Source organism: Ruegeria sp. E1 (genome assembly GCF_056534225.1).
Genome location: NZ_JBQFPE010000005.1, coordinates 230,157 through 253,779 on the forward strand (window position 1 = coordinate 230,157; position 23,623 = coordinate 253,779).

Consider the following 23,623-nt stretch of genomic DNA (forward strand, 5'->3'; position numbering starts at 1 on the left):
CCTTACCGCGACGTCCGCCCCCATCGGTGCAGAATATCGCGATCAATGACCTGCGTTTCGATCAGATCAAATCGCGGCGCGTTTTCCAGAGTTTCCAGCCCCAGCGCTCCGATTGCAGGTAATCCTTCTGCGCCAATGGTCACTCCGGCGCTGAATCCAACCAGCTCATCGACAAGGTCATCTGCCAAAAGGGACGCCGCCAATGCCGAACCACCTTCGCAGAACACGCGTGTCAGACCGGCATTGCCCAATTGCTGCAACAGATCGGTGGCATCGATTTGGTGGTTGTTCAATGCGCAGGATATCAACCGCGCGCCCAGATCTTCCCATGCCCGCGCGCGTTCAGCGTCAGGATGTGACCCATGGCAAAGCCAAACAGGGACATCCCTAGCCGTCCGCGCCAACTGCCCCATCAATGGCAGATCCAGATGGCGCGAAACAACGACCCGGACGGGTTGTTGCTCAATCCCAATATCCCGGACTGTCAACGAAGGATCATCAATCCGCGCCGTACCGGCACCGACCATCACAGCGTCATGTCGAGCCCGCATCGCGTGGACCGCGCGCCGGGCTTTGGATCCGGTGATCCATTTGCTGTGGCCGGTTTCAGTAGCGATCCTGCCGTCAAAACTGCTGGCCAGTTTCAGGGTCACAAAGGGGCGGCCCTGTTCAGTCTTCAGAAAGAACCCAGACAAGTCCCAGATCGCCTGATCCATCAGAACGCCGGTCGTTACTTCAATCCCGGCTTCGCGCAGCATTGCAAAGCCTTGACCTGCGACCCGTGGGTCGCTGTCCTCGACCGCAGACACAACGCGGGCCACACCGGCATTGATCAGCGCCTGCGCGCAAGGCGGTGTCTTTCCGTGATGCGCACAAGGCTCCAGCGAAACATAAGCCGTCGCCCCTTGGGTGGCTTGCCCAGCTTGAGCCAATGCTTCGGTCTCGGCGTGGGGGCGTCCGCCCGGTTGTGTCCAACCGCGACCAACAATGCGTCCATCACGCACGACTACACAGCCCACAGCGGGGTTGGGCCAGCACGTCCCCTGACCGCGCCGTCCCAAAGACAGGGCCAGCGCCATAAAACGTCTATCTGTTTCGCTCACTCGTCCGAAGAAGGCTGCGGCGGGCGCAGTTCGTGGACAAACTCCTCGAAGTCATCGGCCGCCTGGAAATTCTTGTACACACTCGCAAACCGAACATACGCAACAGTGTCGATCCGGGCCAGTGCCTCCATGACGATTTCGCCGATTTTGTTAGATGGGATATCCGTATCGCCCATGCTTTCCAGACGACGCACAATGCCCGAGATCATCTGATCAATCCGCTCGGGATCAATCGGACGCTTCTGCATTGAAATGCGGATCGAGCGTTCCAACTTGTCGCGGTCGAAATCTTCGCGCTTTCCGTTGGTCTTTATCACAACCAGATCGCGCAGCTGCACCCGTTCATAGGTGGTAAAGCGTCCCCCACAGGCCGGGCAAAAACGGCGTCTGCGGATCGCGACGTGATCCTCTGCCGGGCGTGAATCTTTCACCTGAGTGTCGATGTTTCCGCAAAACGGGCAGCGCATCCGCCGTCTCCTCGTCCCTAGCTTACCTCTTTTTGTAAGCGCTCTGGCCTACTTATCCACAACTATAGGCGAGCCTCTAGGATTTGGGTAGTCGGAATTTTCCACCGCAAGATAAAGGGGTCATGCAATATGCGCTGCGACCTTGCGATGATGCGGGGCGTTGCGATGCTCGAACAGATAAATCCCCTGCCACGTTCCCAATACAGGTTGCCCGTTCGAGACCGGGATGGATAGCGAAACCGGCATCATGGCGGCTTTGATGTGGGCGGGCATATCGTCAGGTCCTTCATAGGTGTGGCGCAGATAGGACATCGAAGGATTATCCGACGGCGGCACCAACCGGTCAAAAAACGCCTGCAGATCGGTCTGCACCTCGGGGTCGGCATTTTCCTGGATCAGCAGCGAACACGAGGTATGGCGCACGAACAGCGTCAGCAGCCCGTCACCCGGAAAGCCGCCCGCCCATGCACAGACAGGGGCCGTAAACTCATAGAGTCCGGCACCCTGTGTATTAACCATGAATTCAGTTTGCACCTTGTGAAAGTACTCCTCAGTCCCGGAAAAGCGGAAACGCACTGCAGCGACCGTTCGCCCCCTGAACCGACATGCTATCACCCGCCCGGAACGGAGAAAACGGGGTGCTTCCCTGTTGCGGTACATCTGTGGGCATCTTGAGCGAGAACTGAACCGCTGTCTTGCGCCCTGTCGTCACGCTGGGGCCGTAACCGCGCAGAACATAGATCTGCTGCTGCCAGCCCGCCCCCAATTTTCGGCGCGCAAAATCAGCGGCGGCGCACCAGTAGCCATCCGTGTCCTGACGTGCCCTTGGGATCACCTCAAAGCTTGTTGCGCTCATGGCCTCAGTCCGGAAACCGTTGGGGGCCGCGCTGACCGCAGCTGGAAGGGTCGCGGAAATCGCAGCAACCATGGCGTAAGCAAAAACCTGTTTCATCGTTAACATCTTTCCTGTTTGGTCATGCTTCGTAAAGTAGGTCGGGTGCCGGGTTAAAACAGTGCGCCTCACGTTCATTTAAGTGAAATTATGATGTTCGTGATCCCGCGTTAACCAGCCGTGATACCGGATCAGACGCCCCAGCCACGGCAGGCTGGCAGACACGTCGAAGCGAAATCGACCCTCTTCGTCCTGCCATTCACAAGAAGCCGATCGGGGCAAAAGCAGAGCGGGACACGGCAGGCCAAACACCCTTAGCCCTATGATCTCAATCGATATTACGCCCTGACTAACAACCGGACGCATACGGATGGTCAGCCCACCAATCTGCTCGTTTACACAGTCGCGACCAGCGTCATAGCTAAGTTCTGAACGGGTTTTGTGACCCGCGAAGTCACGCGACCAGATCCAGCGCGTTCCCCGGATCTGCGTGACAAGCGTGACCGGTTGGTCCAAGCCCGAACGGGGAAAACGACCGATACGCAAGGCCAGCTCAATTAGCATCCCCCTGCCCCTTTCGACATGGCAGCGACCGGAAAAAACACCTGGTTGGCAGTGCAGTTCTTGAATGGCCAAGGGCAGTGGTTCAGACAAAGACAGCGCGCGCAGAAATGGATCGTCCATCCTATCAGTAACCATCCTGCGCAAACCGCGCCTTTAACGCAGGATCGGGAATCAGGCAAATGTCAGACCGCCCGAATATCCTGTAGCGATTGCGCGCGATCAGATGATACAGCGGGTCTTTAAGCCATACCGGCAGTAGCCGGCACAGCGATAACAGCCGCCAGATCCCAGGCAAAGCCGCCATGGCGGCCGCAAAGGCATCAAGTTTCTGATAAACCTGCCCGTTCACGCAAACCAGTTTGGTCTCAAAATCGTCGGCGCTCAGACCCAAGTGTCGATAGAGACGCTGACCAAGCTTGGACTGAGCGGTTGCAAATCGGAACTGCCCCACCGGATCATGCCGCAGCATGAAATGAAAGAACCTTGAACACAGCAGGCATTCACCGTCAAAGACGATCAGGTCAAAGTCCGGCAGAGGGTCGTCGTTCGTCATCTCGCAAATCCGCCCCGTTCTCTGACAATCATGCTGACATGCAAGCCACTGCGCGGGCAATGCGACATCTCGAGCGGCGTCAGAGGGCGTGGCGTGCCGGGGAACCTTTTGAAGCGGTTTTGGTATGCCGCTTTCCCAGGCTCTGCCCCATCCCCAGAGGGTACTGACCCGACAACACCGGAAATGTACTCGGGCTTCGGGCTCTGGTCTTGGCCTCAGGTGACAAGGTTTTGTGGAAATCAGTCAAAACATGCGCAAAGAAAGCCATGTACGGCGGGTTTTAAGTGACAAGTGGATAATCCAGAATTCATCCCTGGACTTGACGAATGCCGGATACGGCGGCCAGACAGGAATATGGACGTCGATATCTCAAGAATTCAATTGCTGACCAAAGTTTTGGAAGACCAGACAGGTGATCCGTCTCTGGTAGATCAGGTTTTACATAAAAGCGGGCTCAGCCGTCCTGAAATCGCACCTCCGGCCCTCAGCTATAGCGCGCATAGCGAGGCTCAGTTTGTCCGCAACGCCTGCGACGCGGTTGAGGATATCACATTCGGCGCGCAGGCCGGGCTACAGTTCAGTTCATCCTCAAGCGTAACCGCCTACATCAGTAAATACTCACGCGACCTGCGGCAGGTGATGGAAAACACGACACGATTCCATAACATCATCGACCCATCGCTGGCGTTCGCCCTGCGCGTGTCAGGAAACTCGGCCACGCTCGAAGCTGACTGGAAAGACGCCACATTCTCGCGCTATCACCGGCGCACCGAATTTATGTTGTTTGCCGCCGTCGCACGGATGCGGGCGTTGACGCAGGTCGATGTTCACCCGATACAGATGCGTTTTCAGCATGAGGTCGGGCGGCACAGGGATAGCTATCGCAAGATCGGCGGCTTCCCGGTTGAATTTGGTACAGAACGGTTGGAAATCATCCTGTCGCTGTCGTCGCTTGATCTGCCCGTTCCGACCTATGATCCAAGCCTTCGCGCGCATCTTCTGGAGTATGGCGAACGGCTGTTGGCCGAGCGCAGAACGCCGAAACAAAAAACCCGTGCTCTGGTCGAGGGTTTGATTACGCGCTCGATGCCCGGCTATATCCTTGTCGCCGAAGAGGTTGCAGCCGAGCTTGGGCTAAGCGCGCGCACTCTGGCACGCAGGTTAAAGGATGAGGGCACGACCTATCGTGAAATCATCGATGATCTGCGTTGTGATCTGGCACAGACATTCATCAAGAACGGGATGAACCTGTCCGAAATCTCTTATTCATTGGGGTATGGGGATCAGGCCGCGTTTTCAACCGCGTTCAAACGGTGGACGGGTCAAACCCCCAGCACGTTCCGCAAGCGGGTGGATCGACCGTTAAACCCGGGCTGAGGGTGGCCGGGGGTCATTGGCGCGTGTCACCTCGCCCCGGCCTGTCCCATGAGTGGACATTGGCGATATAGAAAGAATGCCAACCCTTTCATTGTGATTTCTCGCCAATGTTATCTGCCGGGCTGCCAAAGTGAGTTTCGTTGCAGCCGCATCAACAAAAAAAGCGCCCGATTGGGCGCCTTTTTCAATTACTGATCCAGGAAGGATCTTAGCTTTCGCGACCGGCTGGGGTGTTTCAGCTTGCGCAGCGCTTTCGCTTCGATCTGGCGAATACGTTCGCGGGTCACGCTGAACTGCTGACCGACCTCTTCCAGTGTGTGATCGGTATTCATACCGATGCCAAAACGCATCCGCAGAACCCGTTCCTCGCGCGGGGTGAGCGAGGCCAGAACCCGCGTCGTGGTTTCCTTGAGGTTTTCCTGAATTGCGCTGTCCAGCGGCAGCACGGCATTCTTGTCCTCGATGAAATCGCCCAACTGGCTGTCTTCCTCGTCGCCAATCGGCGTCTCCAGAGAGATCGGCTCTTTGGCGATTTTCATCACCTTGCGCACCTTCTCAAGCGGCATCTGCAGCTTTTCGGCCAGCTCCTCCGGAGTTGGCTCCCGGCCGATTTCGTGCAACATCTGACGACCGGTGCGAACCAGCTTGTTGATCGTTTCGATCATGTGCACCGGAATACGGATCGTCCGTGCCTGATCCGCGATCGAGCGCGTGATCGCCTGACGGATCCACCAGGTTGCATAGGTCGAGAATTTGTAGCCGCGGCGATACTCGAACTTGTCCACCGCCTTCATCAGGCCGATGTTACCTTCCTGAATAAGATCAAGGAATTGCAGGCCACGGTTCGTGTATTTCTTGGCAATCGAAATCACCAGACGCAGGTTGGCTTCGACCATTTCCTTCTTGGCCTGCCGCGCCTCTTTCTCGCCCTTCTGAACCTGCTGCACGATGCGGCGGAATTCAGGGATGTCCAGACCGATATACTGACCGACCTGAGCCATGTCGTTGCGCAATTCCTCAACCTTGTCGGTCGAGCGTTCGATGAACATCTGCCAGCCCCGGCCCGGCTTTTCAGCCATTTCGGCCAGCCAGTTCGGGTCCAGTTCGCGACCACGATAGGCATCGATGAACTCGCGACGGTTGATACGGGCCTGATCGGCCAGCTTCACCATCGCGCTGTCCAGCGACATGATCCGGCGGTTGATGCCATAGAGCTGGTCAATCAGAGCTTCGATCCGGTTGTTGTGCAGGTGAAGCCCGTTCACCAGCTCAACAATCTCGGCGCGCAGTTTCTGATAGGTCTCTTCGTCTTTTTCGCTGAAAGTGCCGTCTTCGTTAAGGGTGGCCGAAATCCGGCTATCCTGCATTTCCGACAGCATTGCAAAATCGGTCGAGATACGTTCGAGCGTTGTCAGAACCTGATCCTTCAGCGCCGCTTCCATTGCAGCCAAAGACATGTTGGCCTGATCGTCTTCGTCATCGTCATCGTCATTGGCGATGGGGTTACCGTCAGCGTCCAGCTCAGGACCGGTGTCTTCCTTGGCAGGCTTGGCCGCCTGCACGGCCGAGGTATCAACGACGGGCTCTTCGACGTCGCCGTCTTCGTCCATCTGATTGCCAAAGGTGGTCTCAAGGTCGATGACATCGCGTAGCAGGATGTCTTCGGACAGAAGTTCGTCATGCCAAATGGTGATCGCCTGGAAGGTCAGCGGGCTTTCGCACAGGCCCGCAATCATGGTGTTGCGGCCAGCTTCGATCCGCTTGGCGATGGCAATCTCGCCCTCGCGGCTCAGCAGTTCGACCGAACCCATCTCGCGCAGATACATGCGCACGGGGTCGTCGGTGCGGTCCAGCTTTTCGGTGGCGGCACCAGCCAGCGCAACCTCGCGCGGGCCTTCGGTTGTAACCAGGTCGGTCGAGCCTTTGTTCTCTTCCTCTTCGGCTTCTTCATCTTCGATGATGTTGATGCCCATTTCGGACAGCATCGACATCACGTCTTCAATCTGTTCCGAGCTGACCTGATCAGGCGGCAGAACCTGATTAAGCTGGTCGTAGGTGATGTAACCTTTCTCGCGGGCCTCGGCGATCATCTTCTTGACCTGGGCCTGGCTCATGTCCAGCGAGATTTCCTGTTCCTGCTCGTCGGATTTGCGGTCTTCGTTCGTATCCTTGGCGGCCATTCAATGCTCCTGCAGGGATGGGTGATTCGTTAAAGCCGAATCATTAGCGCGTAGAAGTGATTCGGCCACCCGTTTACCCGTTTTTCTTTTCCAGTGCCTTACGAAAACACCACTTTAGCGGCGTTTCCGCTCGAAATTGATACCGGACATGATGGCTTCAAACGCGTCTTTCTCGTCGCGGTTGATTCGCGCACCGTTATCGGCGATGTCGAAAACGGCCTTGTCCTCATTCTGGCTGCGGCTCGTGCGGTTGCGCTCTTCGGCGGCTTGCGCCAGCCGGTATGTCAGCGCCTCATCGGCCAGATCAGACAATTCCTCTGCCGCTTCGGCAATCTCAGCATCCAACCCCCGGAGCGCTTTGATCTTTGCGAGTTCCTCGGCCAGCGTCATCTGAGCCTTTTCAACGTCGCCCGGTTTGTTCACACAGGGGATCACAGCGACATGGCGAAGGGTCAGCAGGTTTTCAAGGGGCTCATGCCCCAAAGTTTCAACGATGTGGTCCTTGATGTTGTCCGGGTCGTCAATCGCGTGCCTTAGCACGCTATCACGCAGCGCGGCATAGTCGGGGTTCTGGCACTCCATGTCCTCAAGCTGATGCTCAAACTGAACAACAACTTGGGGGTTCAGGATTGCGATGGCCAGAATGGCCGCTTCGCGCAGCTGAATGTCTGCATTATCCGAAGACGCCAGAAACGAGGCGCGCGCGCCCGGAGTGGCGGCTTGCTGCGCTGGCTGCCATTTGCCACGCGGCTGCCAAGCACGATTTTGTGACTGTCGCTGGGGGCGAAACAATTGCCAGCGCAGATCCTTAATTTCCTGCCCGTAATGCTGGCGGATGGACGGGTCGCGGATCAGCTTGATCTTCTCTCGAAGCGACTTGTCCAACGCCGCTTTACGCTCGGGGCTGTCAAAAACCATGCCTTCGGTCTCGCGCTGCCACAGAAGTTTGACCATCGGGATGGCGGCATCCAGCACCGCCTGAACCGCACCCGGCCCTTCGGCACGCAATAGATCGTCGGGGTCTTTACCTTCGGGCATGAGGGCAAAGCGCAGGGACTTGCCCGCCTCTAGCAGCGGTAAGGCCAAATCAACCGCCCGCATCGCCGCGCGCAAACCCGCCGTGTCGCCATCCAGCGCAATTATGGGCTCGTTCGAAATGCGCCAAAGCAGCTGGAGCTGATGTTCGGTGATTGCCGTTCCCAACGGCGCAACCGACGCGCCGAACCCGGCCTCGGCCAGAGCGATCACGTCCATATATCCCTCGGCCACGATCAGGGGTTGACCCTTCCCCGCCGCCTGCCGCGCAGGGCCGTGGTTATAGAGGCTGCGGCCCTTGTCGAACAACTCGGTCTCGGGTGAATTCAGGTATTTGGCGTTGTCGTTGGGGTCCATCGCCCGACCACCGAACGCGATGCACCGCCCGCGTGGGTCGCGGATCGGGTACATGATCCGGTTGCGGAACGTATCATAGGGCTTCTTGCCCTTGTTCGACGGCTTGGCCAGCCCGGCCCCAAGGATCAGGTCCTCGGCCACATTCTTTCCGGTCAGATGATCCCACAGCGCCTGCCAGCCATCGGGGGCAAAGCCGATTTCCCACCGGTCCAGCGCCTGTGCATCCAACCCTCGGCGGGTCAGGTAATCGCGTGCTGGTGCCCCGGCCCCGGTCTTGAGTTGCAGGCGGAAGAATTGCACCGCCTGTTCCATCACCTCGGCCAATTGCGAACGGCGGTCCTGTTTCTCCTGCGCCTTCGGGTCACGCGCGGGCATCGGCATGCCAGCTTCGCGGGCCAGAATCTCAACCGCTTCGATGAACGAGACGTTTTCGGTCTCTTTCACAAAACTGATCGCGTCGCCTTTGGCGTGACAGCCGAAACAGTAATAGAAACCCTTTTGGTCATCGACGTGGAACGAGGCAGTCTTTTCGTGATGAAACGGGCACGGCGCCCACATGTCGCCCTTGCCCTGATTGGACTTGCGCTGATCCCACATGACCTTGCGCCCGACAACCTGAGACAGGCTGAGGCGCGTGCGCAGTTCATCCAGAAATCCGGGGGGCAAAGACATGGGTCAAACCTGCCAGAAATGAAAACGCGCGCCAAGGGGAAGGCGCGCGGTTGTCCACAGGGAAATCTGCGGCTTGTGGATTATTGCTGCAAACACAGTTCCAACCACGCCGCGCCAAGGTCCTTTTTGCGCACATCGCGCATCTTTTGCTCATAGACCCAAGGCGTGATCAGAGGAACTGCGGCGTTGTAGTTTTCGGGCCATGTCGGGCCGCTGTCAGCAACGGCCTGCGGCACATCGCGTTCCTTGACCCGATCAAGGCGTGCTTTCTGGATCGCGGCCACCACATCGGCCTGATACTTGCAGCTTTGCTCTTTGCTTTCCTGAGCGACCACAGGGGTGGCCAGCAGGGCCGTGACAATGGCGATACGCAACATATGTGTCTCCGGGGATTCGTTTCGTTCTGCGCAGTTTAGCCGCGCGCTGCGACACCTTCCATCGCCCTTTTCAAATCGTGAACCAGCGTCTGAGCCATGGATCGGAACACCATGATCTGGAACGCATTTTCGCCGATGCGCGTGATCGAGGCCGTCATATGAAACAGCAAGGTTCGTGCAGTATGCCCACGTTTGAAATCCGTCGCGCGCAAGTTGATCGGAACCAGCCGCGCCAGTACATCTTCGACCCCTTGCCCTTCAAGCCGGACGACGGTCCAGGCATCGGACTGATCGACAACAATCGCAGGCCCCGCCAACGAAGCGTCAGGCGAAGGCCCCATCAGCAAGGCTTGCGCGTGGCCAAACCAAACGGCACGGCTGCCTGCTTTGCCGGTTGCGCGGTTGGGTGCCGGATAAGTCATTCCATGCGCGGATTTCAGAGCGTCCGACACCGCTTTTTTCTGACCTTTCAGCGGTGAAATAGAATGGATCGCACCCGCGTCTTCTTCGCTCAGCGTGACGGTTCCGACGGTCAGCGGCAGCAGCCCATCGCAGGGTGATTTCGCAACCAGTTTATCCACGAACACGCCCTCCGTCTGCGTCAAAGAAGACGGGATTTACCACTTCGCACAAGGTGGTTACGCCCCGCAAGTGATCCACCATTTTGACCACTTCACCATACCGTTCCGGTCCATCCGCAAGAAACGCCAAACCTAGCATTGTATTCATCGTTGGCGAATAGCAGACCGAGGTTAGATAACCCTGATCGTTGGTGCGCACTGGCTCGGCCTCTTCCTTATACAGATGTGCTCCGGCCAGTAGTTCGCGGCTTTCACCGATAGGCTTCAGACCGACCAACCGTTCACGCCCAGCCTCTTCCAGCCCTGATCGCTCGGACATGGTTTTGCCGATACAATCCTTTTTCCGGGATACCATCCGCCCCATGCCGATATCATAAGCCGTGGTGCGTCCATGAATTTCTGCATGGGTGATAAAGCCCTTTTCGATCCGCAGAACGTTCAGCGCTTCCATGCCGTAAAGTCCACCGCCCATAGCTTCGGCACGAGCCGTCAGAACATCGAACAGACTGGCACCATAGCGCGCGGGCACTGCGATTTCATATCCGTGCTCGCCCGAGAACGAAATGCGGAACAAACGTCCTGCCACCCCAAGAATCTGAACCGGACCACAGGCCATGAACGGCCATGTTTCGTCATTGATCGGCTCGTCCAGAATGCCATTCAACAGTTCGCGCGACTTTGGCCCCGCAACAGCAAACTGCGCCCATTGTTCGGTGACGGATGTGAATGAGACATCCAGATCCGGCCGCAATCCCTGATGCGCAAATTCGAGATGTTTCATCACATCCCCTGCCGCTGCAGTTGTGGTTGTCATCAGGTAATGGTTCTCGCCCAGCCGCGCCGTGGTGCCATCATCCATGACAAACCCATCTTCGCGCAGCATCAGACCATAGCGGGTGCGGCCAATTTTCAGCGTCGAGAACATGTTGGTATAGACGAAGTCCAGAAACGCCCCAGCATCCGGGCCCTGAATGTCGATCTTTCCCAAGGTCGACACATCGCACACCCCAACAGACTGACGCACCATGTTGACCTCGCGATCACAGGATTGCCGCCAATTTGTTTCTCCGGGCTGCGGGAAATAGCTGGGGCGATACCATAGCCCGGCCTCGATCATCGGTGCCATGCGCGCCACGGATGCCTGATGCGATGTCGTAAAGCGTTGAGGTTTGAACGATATTCCCTCGGCCCCTGCGCCCAATGCAGCAATGGCAATCGGCGAATAAGGAGGCCGGAACGTGGTCGTTCCTGTTTCAGGAATGCCGCGCCCGGTCGCATCCGCAAGAATGGCCAACGCCGCCACGTTCGAGTTCTTGCCCTGATCCGTCGCCATGCCTTGGGTGGTGTACCGCTTCATATGCTCGACCGAGCGGAAATTCTCGGTCGCTGCCTGTTTGACATCCTTGACGGTGACGTCGTTCTGAAAGTCCAACCAGGCCCGACCTTTGCCGGGCACCGCCCATAGCTGCGAAATCTCGTAGGGTGCATCTTCCGCCTCGGGCACGGGCATCTTTGGCGCAGTTATGCCCAAGGCGACAACCGCGCCCTCACCCGCCTTGATACCTTCTCGCAAACAGGCAGCGGTCGAAAACGCACCGTTACAGGCCCCTGCGGTCGCCATGCCGGGCACCGCCCCGGGGGTCGGCACAAAGGCTTCGATATCACGGTTCCATGTCGGTCGGCCGTTCATATGGCAGGTCAGATGAACCGATGGATTCCATCCACCAGTCATGGCGAGACAATCGGTGTGGATCCGCTCTTCTCCGCTGGCGCGCCGCACGGTGATCGCCTCCAACCCTTTGCGCCCGGTACTGCCACAGACCTGCGCGCCGCGCAGGACTTGATAGTCGTCAGACAAGGGCGCGTCGTGCCGACTGTCGATAACCGCAGCAACATGAACCCCGGCACCCAACAGATCCCGCGCCGTACGATGAATGTCGTCAGTATTACCGAATATTGTTACATTCCGTCCGGGACTGACGCCCCAACGGTTCAGATAGGCCCGAACCGCACCCGCCGTCATGATCCCCGGCCGATCATTATCCCGAAATGCAACGGGCCGCTCCAACGCGCCTGCCGCCAGTACCGAGCGTTTGGCCACGATCCGCCAATAGGTCTCGACCGGCGCGCCGTTGGGCCGCTGCTCGGTGTGGTGCAAAACGCGTTCCAGCGCCGCAAATGTGCCCTGATCATACGCCCCGACAACGGTTGTGCGCGTCATCACCCGGACATTGTCCATCGCCTGAAGTTCGGCCAGCACCTCATCTGCCCAGACAGGCCCTGGCTTGCCATCAATCTCATATGTCTCGGCCAACAGCCGCCCGCCTATGCGCGCGTTCTCATCAGCCAGAATGACATCAGCCCCCGCACGACCGGCAACCAATGCAGCCATCAATCCCGCGGGTCCGGCCCCTGTGACCAGCACATCGCAAAACGCATAAGCGCTTTCGTAAGCGTCTGTATTGTCTTGTCCTGACAACGCGCCCAGCCCCGCTGCACGGCGGATGATCGGCTCATAGAGCTTTTCCCAAAAACTCCGGGGCCACATGAAAGTCTTGTAGTAAAACCCTGCCCCCAGAAACGGAGCCGCCAGGTCGTTGACCGCCATCAGGTCAAAACCCAGGCTAGGCCAGCGGTTCTGGCTGCGCGCGGTCAGGCCCGGATAGATTTCCTGCATCGTAGCGCGAACATTGGGATCCTGACGACCGCCCTCGCCGACAGTCACCAGCGCGTTGGGCTCCTCGCTGCCTGCCGTCAGCACGCCGCGCGGGCGATGGTATTTGAACGACCGCCCCATCAGGCGCTGACCATTTGCCAAAAGCGCCGAAGCCAGCGTGTCGCCTCGGTATCCGGAATAACTCATCCCATCAAAGTCAAAGGAAACAACCTCGGACCGATCAATCAGACCTTTGCCATCAACCCTCATGACGCCACCTCTGACGCCAGGTGCGAGTCCAGCATTTCGTGCGTTCTGGTGTCCCGCGTCACAACGATCCAAGCCCCGCAACCGCCCTCATGATACCAAAGCTCTCGCGTCGGACCCACGGGGTTGTCGCGCAGGTAAACAAAGTCATCCCACGCCTCTGCCCCGGCATCGGGCGCTGGCCGATCCAGGTCAACCGCTGCGCCGCGATAGTAAAACTCGCGCCGGTCCCGTTCGCCGCAATACGGACAGGTAATCCTCATGGCAGCGCCCCCACCTTCATCTTTTCAAAAATACTCAAATCCAACATCGCCGCCCTCAATGCAGATTGTGTTGAGAGCCTTTGCCCTCTTCATCAATGATCCCGCGCCCTGTGCGGAACCGATCCAACCGGAACCCGGTGGCGTTCTCGTGATAGCGATCCGTCGCAATCAAATGCGCAAAGACATTGCCCGACCCCGGTACCGCCTTGAACCCGCCGTAGTTCCAGCCGCAATTCAGATAGAGACCTTCGATATCGGTTTTATCAATGATCGGAGAGCCATCCGGCGACATATCCATGATCCCACCCCAGGATCGCAGCACCCGCGCCTTGCCGATCATCGGCATCAGCGCCATTCCGGCCTCCATCACGCTTTCGACTGTCGGCAGATTGCCCCGCGCTGCATACGAAGCATAGAAATCCAGATCGCCGCCAAAGACCAACCCACCCTTGTCCGACTGGCTGATATAGAAATGCCCCATGCCAAAGGTCACCACATGATCGATGCAGGGTTTGAGCCCCTCGGTCACAAACGCTTGCAGAACATGGCTTTCGATCGGCAATCGCATCCCAGCCATTGAAGCAACCAGCCCGGAACGCCCTGCAGCAACCATAGCAACCTTTTTGGCCCGGATCACTCCGCGGGTTGTCTGAACGCCCCGAACAACGCCATTTTCGATGTCAATCCCGGTCACTTCGCAATTCTGAATCAAGTCGACGCCGCGTTGATCAGCACCGCGCGCATAGCCCCAGGCAACCGCATCATGACGCGCAGTTCCACCGCGCGGATGATACAATCCGCCATAAATCGGAAACCGCAGATCATCGTAGTTGAGGTAAGGCAGCATCTCACGCAATTCATCGCGGCCCAACAGAACAGCGTCGTCGCCCTGAGAGATCATCATGTTGCCCCGGCGCGCGGCTGCGTCGCGCTGACCGTCCGAGTGGAACAGACCGATAATGCCGCGCTGCGAATGCATGACGTTGTAATTCAGGTCTTCTTCCAGCCCTTCCCACAATTTGAGGGAATGCGAATAGAATTCCGAGTTTCCCTGAAGAAAATAGTTGGCCCGAACAATTGTCGTGTTTCGCCCGACATTGCCACCGCCAATATAGCCTTTCTCCAACACGGCCACGTTGGTCAGCCCATGTTCCTTGGCAAGGTAATAGGCCGTGCTCAGACCATGCCCTCCGCCACCAATGATGATGATGTCATATTCGGATTTAGGTTGGGGATCACGCCAGTGTGGCGTCCAGCCCTTATTGCCGGTCAGGCCCTCTTTGAGGACACGCAAGCCGGAAAAACGCATTCGAACCTCCCTGCGGGTGTGTCGGCATCAAACCAACTCTGACCAGCAGTAGCAACGCAACAAGCGCATTCCGCACCCGTTTTCGACCCGGACTTGTCTGTGAGCGACTAAAATTTGCTGGAATGCGGTGGGTTGGATGCCTTCATGGGCGATAGGCAAAAATAATGCAACCGGGGCCGCTCCCGACCCCGGTTGCATCGTATTTTTTGGTCAGAGACCTTTGGCGCGGTAGCTTTTCGAGACCCGGTCGATCGCGACAATATAAGCTGCGGTACGCAGATCATCGACATCCGAGCGGTTATGCCAGACCTCGCTCATCGCCTGGTAGGCGATCCGCATGGTGTCATCCAGACCCGAGCGCACCAACTCCAGCTCATCCGCACCTTTGAGGTACTTGGCCTTGAAATCATGCGACATCGACCAGGCATCGCCCAAGTAGCGGTCCAACCGTTCCAACTCGCTGACGATCAGTTCGTGCCGTGCCTCTTCCTGACGGCGCTGCATCCGGCCAAATCGGATATGGCTCAGGTTCTTTACCCATTCGAAATAAGACACCGTCACACCACCTGCGTTGGCATACATATCTGGGATGATCACCGTGCCTTTCTTGCGCAGAACCTCATCCGCGCCCGCTGTAACCGGACCGTTTGCGGCCTCGATAATCAGCGGTGCCTTGATGCGGTCCGCGTTGGACAGGTTGATCACGCCCTCAAGTGCCGCCGGCACCAGAATATCGCATTCTTCTTCCAGCACGGCGCTGCCTTCGGCAGTGTGCGTCGCATCCGGATAGTCCTTCACGCCACCGTGTTTGACGATCCATTGCCGCACCGCTTCGACATCAATCCCCTCGGGATTGTACAGGGCACCGTCCCATTCGATGATGCCGACGACGCGCGATCCGTCCTCTTCGCTCAGGAACTTCGCAGCATGGTAGCCCACGTTACCCAGCCCCTGAATGATCACTCGCTTGCCGTCCAGAGTGCCCGACATACCCGCCTTTTTGACATCTTCAGGGTTACGGAAGAACTCGCGCAGCGCATATTGAACACCGCGTCCCGTGGCCTCGACCCGACCGGCGATGCCGCCGGCGTTCAGCGGTTTGCCGGTGACACAGGCGCGGGCGTTGATATCAGTGGTGTTCATCCGCGCGTACTGATCGGCCATCCAGGCCATCTCACGCTCGCCCGTACCCATATCCGGGGCGGGGACGTTCTGAGACGGGTTGATCAGGTCGCGCTTGGCCAGTTCATAGGCAAAGCGGCGGGTGATCTGTTCAAGCTCGTGCTCTTCATATTTGCGCGGATCGATGCACAATCCACCCTTTGAGCCGCCAAACGGAGCCTCAACCAGAGCGCATTTATAGGTCATCAGCGCGGCCAGCGCCTCGACCTCGTCCTGGTTCACCGCCAGAGCATAGCGGATACCGCCCTTGACCGGCTCCATATGTTCAGAGTGTACCGACCGGTATCCAGTGAATGTCTGAATCTGCCCCCTTAATCGGACGCCAAAGCGAACGGTATAGGTAGCATTGCAAACACGTATCTTTTCCTCCAGCCCGGGCGGCAGGTCCATCAGGGACGCCGCCCTGTTGAACATCAGATCAACACTCTCGCGAAAGCTTGGTTCTTTTTTGCCGGTCATAGAGTCCTCCGTGCTGGCAGATGACGAATGTCATGACTTTTTGTCGCACCACTCAGCCCCCGCTGCAATTATCATCTGCACTTTTTTTCATCATTTTTTCGATCATCGGGTCCTGAAGTTCCGCTGAGTCGCGTCGGAACGCCGTTTAGAGGCCATTGTTTAACCTTAAGAAACAAACACAAGAAATGCACCGCCACTAAGGCCAATTTTCATTCAATAAGAGCAGCATAAAGGCTTACTCGCCCAAATCTCGCCACGATCCGGCATTAAATAATAAAAGTTGCGAAGAACCGACCGCGTGTCTGGCGGGCAAAGGAATCTGATATGCACAAGTTGAATTGGAAGTCGAAAATCGTCTGTTATGCAAACCCCAACCGCGGTGCGCGGCATTTGCACAGGTTTGCGCAGGATACAGACGGCTCCATGACAATCCTGTCTTTGTTCCTTGTTATGATCGTGTTCACTGCGGCGGGTTTCGCCGTCGACATGATGCGATATGACCGCGAGCGCGTCAAACTGCAATACGCCCTTGACCGCGCGGTTCTTGCCGCAGCCGACCTGGATCAGGAGCTGTGCCCCCGGGATGTGGTCAGGGATTACCTTAGCAAAGAGAACCTGGATCAATATCTGATCGACGACAGCGTGGTTGTAACGCCCGACACCTGTGGCGCGCAAAATGCCAGACTGGCCGGGAAACGTAAGGTTGAAGCCAGCGCCGCCATGCAGGTCAAAACGCATTTCATGCAGTGGAGCGGCGTTGACACACTGGGCTCGACCGCGACCAGCGTTGCAGAAGAATCCATCGGCAACGTCGAGATTTCGCTTGTTCTGGACGTTTCGGGCTCGATGAGCGGAACGAAGCTGGCCAACCTCAAAGTAGCTGCCAAGGACTTTGTCGATGAAATGGTCAACAAGTCCGAAGAAGGCAAACTGTCAATTTCGATTGTGCCCTATTCCGAGCAGGTCTCGGTTCCGGATTTCCTGATGAACGAGTTGAATACGATTGGTGCGAACGAGGTCGCCAACTGCATCGACTTCGGCAGCACTGATTTTACGACAACAACCTTCAACTACTATGATATCGAAGACGGCAATGGAAATGTCATCCGCGCAGGCGACTCTGTCCCTCAGACCCTGCATTTCAAAGACAGCGGATATAACGACCGTCGAGCCGCCGACACACTTGTAAGCAGCAACATCTGCCGCAAGGAAACCCCGACCGATCAACGGGCGATGGCGATTATTCAAAACGATGCCACCAAGCTCAAAGATCAGATCGACCTGCTTCAGGCCAGCGGCTGGACTTCAATCGATGTCGGCCTCAAATGGGGGCTGACGCTATTGGACGATAGCATTCAGCCTTTGATCTCGCGCCTTTCGGATACGTCAAACATCCCCGATGTGTTTGACGCACGCCCCGGAAGAAACCGCACAGCCGACTCACTCAAAGTACTGGTGCTGATGAGCGATGGTGAAAACACACGCCAGCACAAGGTCAATTCACCTTATAATGATGGCCCGTCGGACATCTTCTGGAATGACGACGCTGAAGTGTATTCGGTTTATGATGAAGATAATAACCGGTATTCTTGGCCGGATGTTCGCCAGACCGTGCGTCATAGCGACGGCTCGCGTTGGACAAGAGATTATTACCAGAACCATGCATACGGCACAGGGACGTTCCGCCGCTACCGCTGCACAAGCTACTATGACGGACAGTGCCATTCGACCAATAGATCGTGGTACTACGAAGACAACGAATATGGATCGGCATCTGAACTGCTGTGGCCCGATGTCTGGGCGCATACTGAAAAGGCTGCGATCTACGACCTGATCGAATCCGCCCGGGGCACCACCGAGGCAAACGAATTCTGGAATGACTCCACCACGGAACTGAGAAAGTGGAACAAGGACCCGCGCGTCTATTCCCTGTGCGCTCAGGCCGAAGAAGAAGAAGTTCTGATTTTCTCGATCGCGTTTGAGGCGCCGGAAGGTGTGAAACCCATGCTGAAAACCTGCGCTGTCGAAGACGGCAGGTACTATGAAGCCACCGGAGCACAGATTCAGGGCGTATTCGACTCGATCAGCGCGACCATCCAGAACCTGAGACTCACCCAATGAGGACATTGCTTCAAAAACGCCTGCGCCGGTTCCGCCAAAGTGAAGATGGAAGCTCATCCACGATCGAGTTTCTCTTCTGGTTCCCGTTTTTCATCTACGTCGCCTATTCGGGTATCGATCTTGGGCTGATGTCGTTTAGTCATGCCAACCTTGAGCGTGCGCTGGACGAAACGATCAGAGAAGTGCGCTTGAACCGTCTGCCACCGGACGAAGATGAATGGACACATGATCTGCTGAAGGACATGGTCTGCGAAAGAGTGCGACACGTCTCGACGTGCTCGGACGAATTGGCGCTGGAAATGAAGTCCATCGACCCCCGTGTCGGTAACCAACTGAACCCGAGCCCCTATTGCGTAGACACGCCAGCAGAAATCCGTGACCCGGATGGGCCAGAAGGGATCGATTTTGATCGCGGGACGTCAAACGAATTGATGATCATTCGCGCCTGCCTTCAAGTGTCGCCGGTCTGGGGTTTCACAATGATCGGCGGCCCCGCCCAGCGTGATCCCGACGGTAAATGGTCGTTGTTCGCAACAACCGTGTTTGTCCATGAACCCTTTGGCGGCGACACAGCGGCTCCTGCCGGTGGAACGGCCTCCACTGATCCGGATGAGGATGTAGCCAGTGCAACCAACTGATCCTTCTTTGATACGCGGGCTTATCTCGTCCCTGAGGCGTTTCTTCCGCCGCGAAGATGGTGCAATCACCATCGAGTCGATGTTGATCCTGCCGATGGTTTTCTGGTCGGTTTTTACGTCCTACACCTATTTCGACGGGTATCGTCAAAGCTCGTTGAATACCAAAGCCGCCTATGCGGTCGCCGATATCATTTCGCGCGAACGCAACACCATTAACGACACATATGTAAACACGCTGCATGATCTGCTGGAAACGATGGTTTCCACGCGTGCCCCGATCTCGACGCGCATTACCTATCTGATCTTCGAAGCCAGCGATGACGAAAACAGCCAGCCGGGAGACGGGACGCATGACATCGTGTGGTCCTGTGTGCGCGGCTCGGGGTTTCAGAAGCTGAGGGACGAGGACAGTGACTATGTGAAGAACGCGCTGCCCATGATGCCGGATAACGGGCGGATGATCATCGTGGAAACCACGAACACCTACCGTGCGCCGTTTAATATCGGCTTTGGGTTCGACGATTTCGAGATGGGCAATCTGGTCTTCACCCATCCCCGGGTCTTCGACAACATCCATGGCCCCGCTTCTTGTTATTGATCGGCCTCCCCTGCCCGTTCTAACAACAACGCGCTCAGCGCCTCAGACATAAACTTGCACTCGGCGGCGGCGGTCATGCCGCCGATACCGATGCGCCTGCCGACTCGCCACCAGAGGCCAGGTTCCCATGTATTGCCCGATGCGGATCGGGTCAGCACCAGAAATCCGTTGGACGGTTTGAATGCAAAGACGCCCCGATCCACGGATTCGATATCCGCGATGTCGCAGATCACCCGCCCTGATCTGGTGCGCAGCTGAGTTTCGGTCAGCTCGATAGCGTCCTTTGTCGCGGCCCACATGCGTTGGGCCAGCCAGAAAGACGCGGCGCCAACCACAAGCAGGAACATTTGCCATGCGAGCTCTGGGGGCGATGCCAACGCGACGTAGATCACCATAACACCAACAACCCCCAACATCCCCACGCCGGTCCAGCGCCTGGGTGACGAGGCCTGAACAGTGGCCAACACGTCCTGTTGCATAGAATTCTCCCGATCTTCGGACCTGCCTTAGCGGTTTTGTCCGCAGAAAAACAGAGGCTCCGGAGGTTCTGAGCGTCTTTGCACATCACCAGTGTTTCTGCGCCGATTGATCGCCAGCCATCCCCAACTAGATTGCGGTCAAACAAACAGGAGGCTGTCATGTCCCTAAGGCCCACATTGGAAACACGTCAGGCGGTTCCAACCATGGAAGGTGCAGGCGTGAAGCTGCACCGCGCGTTCGGCTTTCAGGACCCGTCCGAGTTGGATCCTTTTCTGCTGTTTGACGATTTCAGGAACGAGCATCCGCAGGATTATCAGGCCGGTTTCCCATGGCATCCTCATCGCGGGATCGAGACCATTACCTATGTTCTGGCCGGAACCGTCAATCACAGCGACTCGCTTGGAAACAACGGCGCGCTGGGGGCGGGCGACGTGCAATGGATGACCGCCGGATCCGGCATTCTTCATCAGGAAATGCCTTCCGGGAACGCCAAAGGGCAGATGCACGGCTTTCAGTTGTGGGGCAACCTTCCGGCTGATCAAAAGATGACCTCACCCAGGTATCAGGACGTCAAAAGTGCCGAGATTCCTGAAATCATCGATGATGACGGAACGACGGTGCGCGTGATCGTGGGTGAGTTCTGGGGCCAAACCGGCCCGGTCGACGGCATTGCGGCGGACCCGCAATATCTGGATATCTCGATCCCGCCCGGAGTTAAAAAAACGCTCAAGGTAGATACCTATCGCCGCGCATTTGCCTATGTGTTTCAGGGGCAGGCCGCCTTTGCCGATGCATCCCAGCCCACAGGGGTCCTTTTGGAAAAGGAAATCGCGGGGCAAGAGGTGAATATCCGCGACATGTCTGGTGATCGCACATTGATCCGTTTCGGAACGGGCGATGAAATCACTGTGCAGGCGGGGCCGGACGGGGTGCGTTTTTTGCTGATATCGGGTGCGCCGATCAATGAGCCGGTCGCGTGGCATGGACCAATTGTCATGAACACAAGATCCGAGTTGGAGCAGGCGTTTCGGGAGCTCCGCAACGGGACATTCATCCGCCCAGCGCATTGAAGCCGCAACACCCTGCCGCAAAAGCGACGGGGTGTTTCAACCCGTCACCGAATTGCGGACCATGTCCCAATAGATTCGCTCGACCTCATCCAGCGTCAGACGCCCTTCGGTCCGGTACCATGTCATGACACCGTTCAGCATGGCAATGACGGCCAAAGTGGCGATCTTGGTATCAGCGACCGTGAACTGCCCCGCCCCTTTCCCGGCTTTCAGTATGTCCTCGAGCTTATCTTCGTAACGCCGCCGCAACGCTTCTATTTCAGAGAAGTTTTCGGGCGTCAGATTGCGAAGCTCCATATAGGCAATAAAGACCTCGTCCGGGCGTTGCAGGTGAAAGCGGATGTGGAATCCAACGAACTGCCTAAGTGCTTTGGTGGCGTCGTCCTGTTGGGGCAGATCATCGACTGCGGCCAATAAATCGCGCATGTGTTCGTTCATCAGCCGGAACAGCAAACTTTGTTTGTCGGGCGTGTAGTTATACAGCGCCCCGGCCTGAACCCCGACCTCGCCCGCTATCTGTCGCATGGAAACCGCAGCGTATCCATGCCGGGCAAACAATCCCAATGCCGCCTTGCGGATGCGTGGGCCGGTGATGTCGGAATGTGAGCCTTGTGTACGTGCCATGCGCGCAGCGTATATGAACGTACGTTCAAATAGAACCCCGCTTGTGCCAAAGGCCCAAAAGGTGCATCACGGGAACAAAGCCGCAATCCACAGGTTCGAAATGAAGCCGCTGTCGCTGATACTCGTGCTACTATCCTGCGCTGCCTGCACAGAAATACCAGAACTCGAAGGTAGTTCGGCGGCGTCTGTGCGCAAAGCCCCGTACCCGCGACTCCTTCCGGTTTCTGACACGCTTGGCCCGCCTACAGACGTCATCAGTGAAGCTGCCGAAGTAGAAGAAGAGCTTAACGCGCGTAGCGAGGCCTTGGCGGAAAAAGCGCAGGCATTGCAAGAGGTCGAGAACGACTGAATTACGCAGGCCAATACAGCAGTTCCGCCGGTGATCCGTCAAGATGGATTGCACCCTTCCCCTGAACCCGCTAAGGCAGCCGACAAAGGGCACATCGCCCAGATCGGCATGTTTCGAGCGGAAGGGACCGAAGGAATGACACAGGCGCTTAGGCTTGGAATTGCGGGTTTGGGAACCGTTGGCGTCGGGGTTGTCAAGATCGTACGCCGCCATGCCGATTTGCTGACTGCGCGCACCGGTCGCTTGATCGAAATCGTCGCCGTTTCCGCCCGCGACCCGAACAAAGATCGCGGTGTCAAACTATCAGAATATGCCTGGGAAACCGATCCCGTCGCATTGGCGAAACGCGACGATATCGATGTTTTCGTCGAATTGATGGGGGGCGAGAATGGTCCTGCAAAAGCCTCGGTCGAGGCGGCGTTGGCAAGCGGCAAGGATGTAGTCACCGCGAACAAGGCGCTGCTGGCCATTCATGGGCAGGATTTGGCCGAGCAAGCCGAAGCTTCAGGACGGGTGATCCGCTTCGAGGCCGCCGTAGCTGGGGGCATCCCGGTCATCAAATCTCTGACCGAAGGGCTTGCGGGTAACGAGATCACGCGTGTGATGGGCGTAATGAATGGCACCTGCAACTATATTCTGACGCGGATGCAATCGCAGCAGCTGGGATATAACGCGCTGTTCGAGGAATGCGCCGAGCTGGGGTATCTGGAAGCAGATCCCAATCTGGATGTGGGTGGCATTGATGCGGCTCATAAACTGGCCTTGCTGTCCTCAATCGCCTTCGGGACAAAACCCGATTTCGACGGCATTCAGATCGAAGGCATTCAGCATATCAGCCTGGACGATATTCATCAGGCCGACGACATGGGCTATCGCATCAAATTGTTGGGCGTCGCGCAGCGTACCGCGCGCGGATTGGAGCAGCGGATGCAACCTTGTCTGGTGCCCAGCGACTCGGCACTAGGTCAGTTGGAAGGCGGCACCAATATGGTCGTCATCGAAGGTGACGCGGTCGAGCAGGTTGTCCTGCGTGGCCCCGGCGCGGGCGAAGGCCCCACGGCCAGCGCGGTCATGGGCGATATCTGCGATCTGGCCCGCGGTCTGAGCCTGCCGACATTTGGTCGCCCCGCAGCCTCGCTTGAGGCGGCACAGCCCGCGCAGACCGGCCTGCCCGCACCCTACTACCTGCGTCTTGCCCTGCTTGATAAACCGGGTGCTTTGGCGAAAGTTGCGGCCATTCTTGGTGACGCAGGTGTGTCAATCGACCGGATGCGCCAGTATGCCCATTCCGAAAGCACCGCTCCGGTGCTGATCGTGACGCACAAAACCACGCGTTCAATGCTTGATCATGCGCTGACCGGGTTGCGCAACACTGACGTCGTGGCCGGAGAGCCAGTCGCGTTGCGCATTGAACAAGTCTGACCCCTTGCGGCCTGCAGCATTCGCGGG

The 23,623-nt window shown here is 57.4% G+C and carries 23 protein-coding genes; 7 read left to right on the forward strand and 16 right to left on the reverse strand.

Annotation, left to right across the window (positions count from 1 at the left end):
* Positions 1 to 2: 2 nt before the first annotated feature.
* The 6 genes from ribD to ACR0FG_RS08430 form a co-directional block, all read right to left on the reverse strand.
* A complete protein-coding gene (ribD, locus tag ACR0FG_RS08405; protein WP_480891971.1) occupies positions 3 to 1,103 on the reverse strand; it encodes a bifunctional diaminohydroxyphosphoribosylaminopyrimidine deaminase/5-amino-6-(5-phosphoribosylamino)uracil reductase RibD in 1,101 nt (366 codons plus the stop codon).
* Positions 1,100 to 1,570, reverse strand: coding sequence for a transcriptional regulator NrdR (gene nrdR, locus ACR0FG_RS08410; RefSeq protein ID WP_170715371.1), 471 nt, complete (start codon positions 1,568 to 1,570; stop codon positions 1,100 to 1,102). The genes ribD and nrdR overlap by 4 nt, the downstream gene beginning before the upstream one ends.
* A gap of 120 nt (positions 1,571 to 1,690) precedes the next feature.
* Entirely contained in the window at positions 1,691 to 2,089 is a 399-nt protein-coding gene (locus ACR0FG_RS08415) for a secondary thiamine-phosphate synthase enzyme YjbQ (protein WP_480891973.1), read from the reverse strand.
* Positions 2,090 to 2,120: 31 nt separating this feature from the next.
* Positions 2,121 to 2,522 carry a hypothetical protein gene (locus tag ACR0FG_RS08420; protein ID WP_170715376.1) on the reverse strand — a complete coding sequence of 134 codons (402 nt, stop codon included), beginning with the start codon at positions 2,520 to 2,522 and terminating at the stop codon, positions 2,121 to 2,123.
* A gap of 78 nt (positions 2,523 to 2,600) precedes the next feature.
* A complete protein-coding gene (locus tag ACR0FG_RS08425) occupies positions 2,601 to 3,161 on the reverse strand; it encodes a DUF4166 domain-containing protein (RefSeq protein ID WP_480891976.1) in 561 nt (186 codons plus the stop codon).
* Complete coding sequence (locus tag ACR0FG_RS08430) at positions 3,151 to 3,579, reverse strand: thiol-disulfide oxidoreductase DCC family protein (RefSeq protein WP_480891977.1); 429 nt, start codon at positions 3,577 to 3,579, stop codon at positions 3,151 to 3,153. Before ACR0FG_RS08430 ends, ACR0FG_RS08425 begins: the two co-directional genes overlap by 11 nt.
* Before the next feature lie 354 nt (positions 3,580 to 3,933).
* Here ACR0FG_RS08430 and ACR0FG_RS08435 point away from each other — a divergent pair, with 354 nt between their 5' ends.
* Positions 3,934 to 4,956, forward strand: a complete 1,023-nt coding sequence (locus tag ACR0FG_RS08435; RefSeq protein ID WP_480891979.1) for a helix-turn-helix domain-containing protein — start codon at positions 3,934 to 3,936, stop codon at positions 4,954 to 4,956.
* 188 nt (positions 4,957 to 5,144) lie between these two features.
* Here ACR0FG_RS08435 and rpoD read toward each other — a convergent pair whose 3' ends face one another.
* The 8 genes from rpoD to ACR0FG_RS08475 all read right to left on the reverse strand — a co-directional run bounded on the left by rpoD (position 5,145) and on the right by ACR0FG_RS08475 (position 16,294).
* Positions 5,145 to 7,136, reverse strand: coding sequence for an RNA polymerase sigma factor RpoD (gene rpoD, locus ACR0FG_RS08440; protein WP_480891981.1), 1,992 nt, complete (start codon positions 7,134 to 7,136; stop codon positions 5,145 to 5,147).
* Between the two features lie 114 nt (positions 7,137 to 7,250).
* On the reverse strand, positions 7,251 to 9,200 hold the full coding sequence (dnaG, locus tag ACR0FG_RS08445) for a DNA primase (RefSeq protein ID WP_480891983.1): 1,950 nt from the start codon (positions 9,198 to 9,200) through the stop codon (positions 7,251 to 7,253).
* Positions 9,201 to 9,280: 80 nt separating this feature from the next.
* Positions 9,281 to 9,577 (reverse strand): hypothetical protein, encoded by a 297-nt coding sequence (locus tag ACR0FG_RS08450; RefSeq protein WP_170715387.1) that lies wholly within the window; start codon positions 9,575 to 9,577, stop codon positions 9,281 to 9,283.
* 35 nt (positions 9,578 to 9,612) lie between these two features.
* Positions 9,613 to 10,158: a sarcosine oxidase subunit gamma gene (locus tag ACR0FG_RS08455; RefSeq protein WP_480891985.1), complete on the reverse strand. Its 546-nt coding sequence runs from the start codon at positions 10,156 to 10,158 to the stop codon at positions 9,613 to 9,615.
* On the reverse strand, positions 10,151 to 13,084 hold the full coding sequence (locus tag ACR0FG_RS08460; protein WP_480891988.1) for a sarcosine oxidase subunit alpha family protein: 2,934 nt from the start codon (positions 13,082 to 13,084) through the stop codon (positions 10,151 to 10,153). The genes ACR0FG_RS08455 and ACR0FG_RS08460 overlap by 8 nt, the downstream gene beginning before the upstream one ends.
* The gene (locus ACR0FG_RS08465; protein WP_480891989.1) at positions 13,081 to 13,344 is read right to left on the reverse strand and encodes a sarcosine oxidase subunit delta; all 264 of its coding nucleotides are present in this window, start codon (positions 13,342 to 13,344) and stop codon (positions 13,081 to 13,083) included. Before ACR0FG_RS08465 ends, ACR0FG_RS08460 begins: the two co-directional genes overlap by 4 nt.
* A gap of 55 nt (positions 13,345 to 13,399) precedes the next feature.
* A complete protein-coding gene (locus tag ACR0FG_RS08470) occupies positions 13,400 to 14,653 on the reverse strand; it encodes a sarcosine oxidase subunit beta family protein (RefSeq protein ID WP_480891991.1) in 1,254 nt (417 codons plus the stop codon).
* A gap of 210 nt (positions 14,654 to 14,863) precedes the next feature.
* The gene (locus ACR0FG_RS08475; protein WP_170715397.1) at positions 14,864 to 16,294 is read right to left on the reverse strand and encodes a Glu/Leu/Phe/Val family dehydrogenase; all 1,431 of its coding nucleotides are present in this window, start codon (positions 16,292 to 16,294) and stop codon (positions 14,864 to 14,866) included.
* 324 nt (positions 16,295 to 16,618) lie between these two features.
* Between ACR0FG_RS08475 and ACR0FG_RS08480 the strand changes: the two genes are divergently transcribed.
* From ACR0FG_RS08480 to ACR0FG_RS08490, 3 genes are read left to right on the forward strand one after another with little or no spacing between them, the layout of a single operon-like run.
* Positions 16,619 to 18,415: a pilus assembly protein TadG-related protein gene (locus ACR0FG_RS08480; protein ID WP_480891993.1), complete on the forward strand. Its 1,797-nt coding sequence runs from the start codon at positions 16,619 to 16,621 to the stop codon at positions 18,413 to 18,415.
* A complete protein-coding gene (locus ACR0FG_RS08485) occupies positions 18,412 to 19,053 on the forward strand; it encodes a pilus assembly protein (protein WP_170715402.1) in 642 nt (213 codons plus the stop codon). The genes ACR0FG_RS08480 and ACR0FG_RS08485 overlap by 4 nt, the downstream gene beginning before the upstream one ends.
* Positions 19,040 to 19,651 carry a TadE/TadG family type IV pilus assembly protein gene (locus ACR0FG_RS08490; protein WP_480891995.1) on the forward strand — a complete coding sequence of 204 codons (612 nt, stop codon included), beginning with the start codon at positions 19,040 to 19,042 and terminating at the stop codon, positions 19,649 to 19,651. Before ACR0FG_RS08485 ends, ACR0FG_RS08490 begins: the two co-directional genes overlap by 14 nt.
* Here the strand turns inward: ACR0FG_RS08490 and ACR0FG_RS08495 are convergent.
* Positions 19,645 to 20,130 carry a hypothetical protein gene (locus ACR0FG_RS08495; protein ID WP_480891997.1) on the reverse strand — a complete coding sequence of 162 codons (486 nt, stop codon included), beginning with the start codon at positions 20,128 to 20,130 and terminating at the stop codon, positions 19,645 to 19,647. The genes ACR0FG_RS08490 and ACR0FG_RS08495 overlap by 7 nt on opposite strands.
* Before the next feature lie 159 nt (positions 20,131 to 20,289).
* Between ACR0FG_RS08495 and ACR0FG_RS08500 the strand changes: the two genes are divergently transcribed.
* Positions 20,290 to 21,201, forward strand: coding sequence for a pirin family protein (locus tag ACR0FG_RS08500; protein WP_480891998.1), 912 nt, complete (start codon positions 20,290 to 20,292; stop codon positions 21,199 to 21,201).
* A gap of 36 nt (positions 21,202 to 21,237) precedes the next feature.
* Here ACR0FG_RS08500 and ACR0FG_RS08505 read toward each other — a convergent pair whose 3' ends face one another.
* The gene (locus ACR0FG_RS08505; RefSeq protein WP_480892000.1) at positions 21,238 to 21,825 is read right to left on the reverse strand and encodes a TetR/AcrR family transcriptional regulator; all 588 of its coding nucleotides are present in this window, start codon (positions 21,823 to 21,825) and stop codon (positions 21,238 to 21,240) included.
* Between the two features lie 13 nt (positions 21,826 to 21,838).
* Between ACR0FG_RS08505 and ACR0FG_RS08510 the strand changes: the two genes are divergently transcribed.
* A complete protein-coding gene (locus tag ACR0FG_RS08510) occupies positions 21,839 to 22,174 on the forward strand; it encodes a hypothetical protein (RefSeq protein WP_480892003.1) in 336 nt (111 codons plus the stop codon).
* A gap of 135 nt (positions 22,175 to 22,309) precedes the next feature.
* On the forward strand, positions 22,310 to 23,596 hold the full coding sequence (locus ACR0FG_RS08515; RefSeq protein ID WP_480892006.1) for a homoserine dehydrogenase: 1,287 nt from the start codon (positions 22,310 to 22,312) through the stop codon (positions 23,594 to 23,596).
* Positions 23,597 to 23,623: the final 27 nt, after the last annotated feature.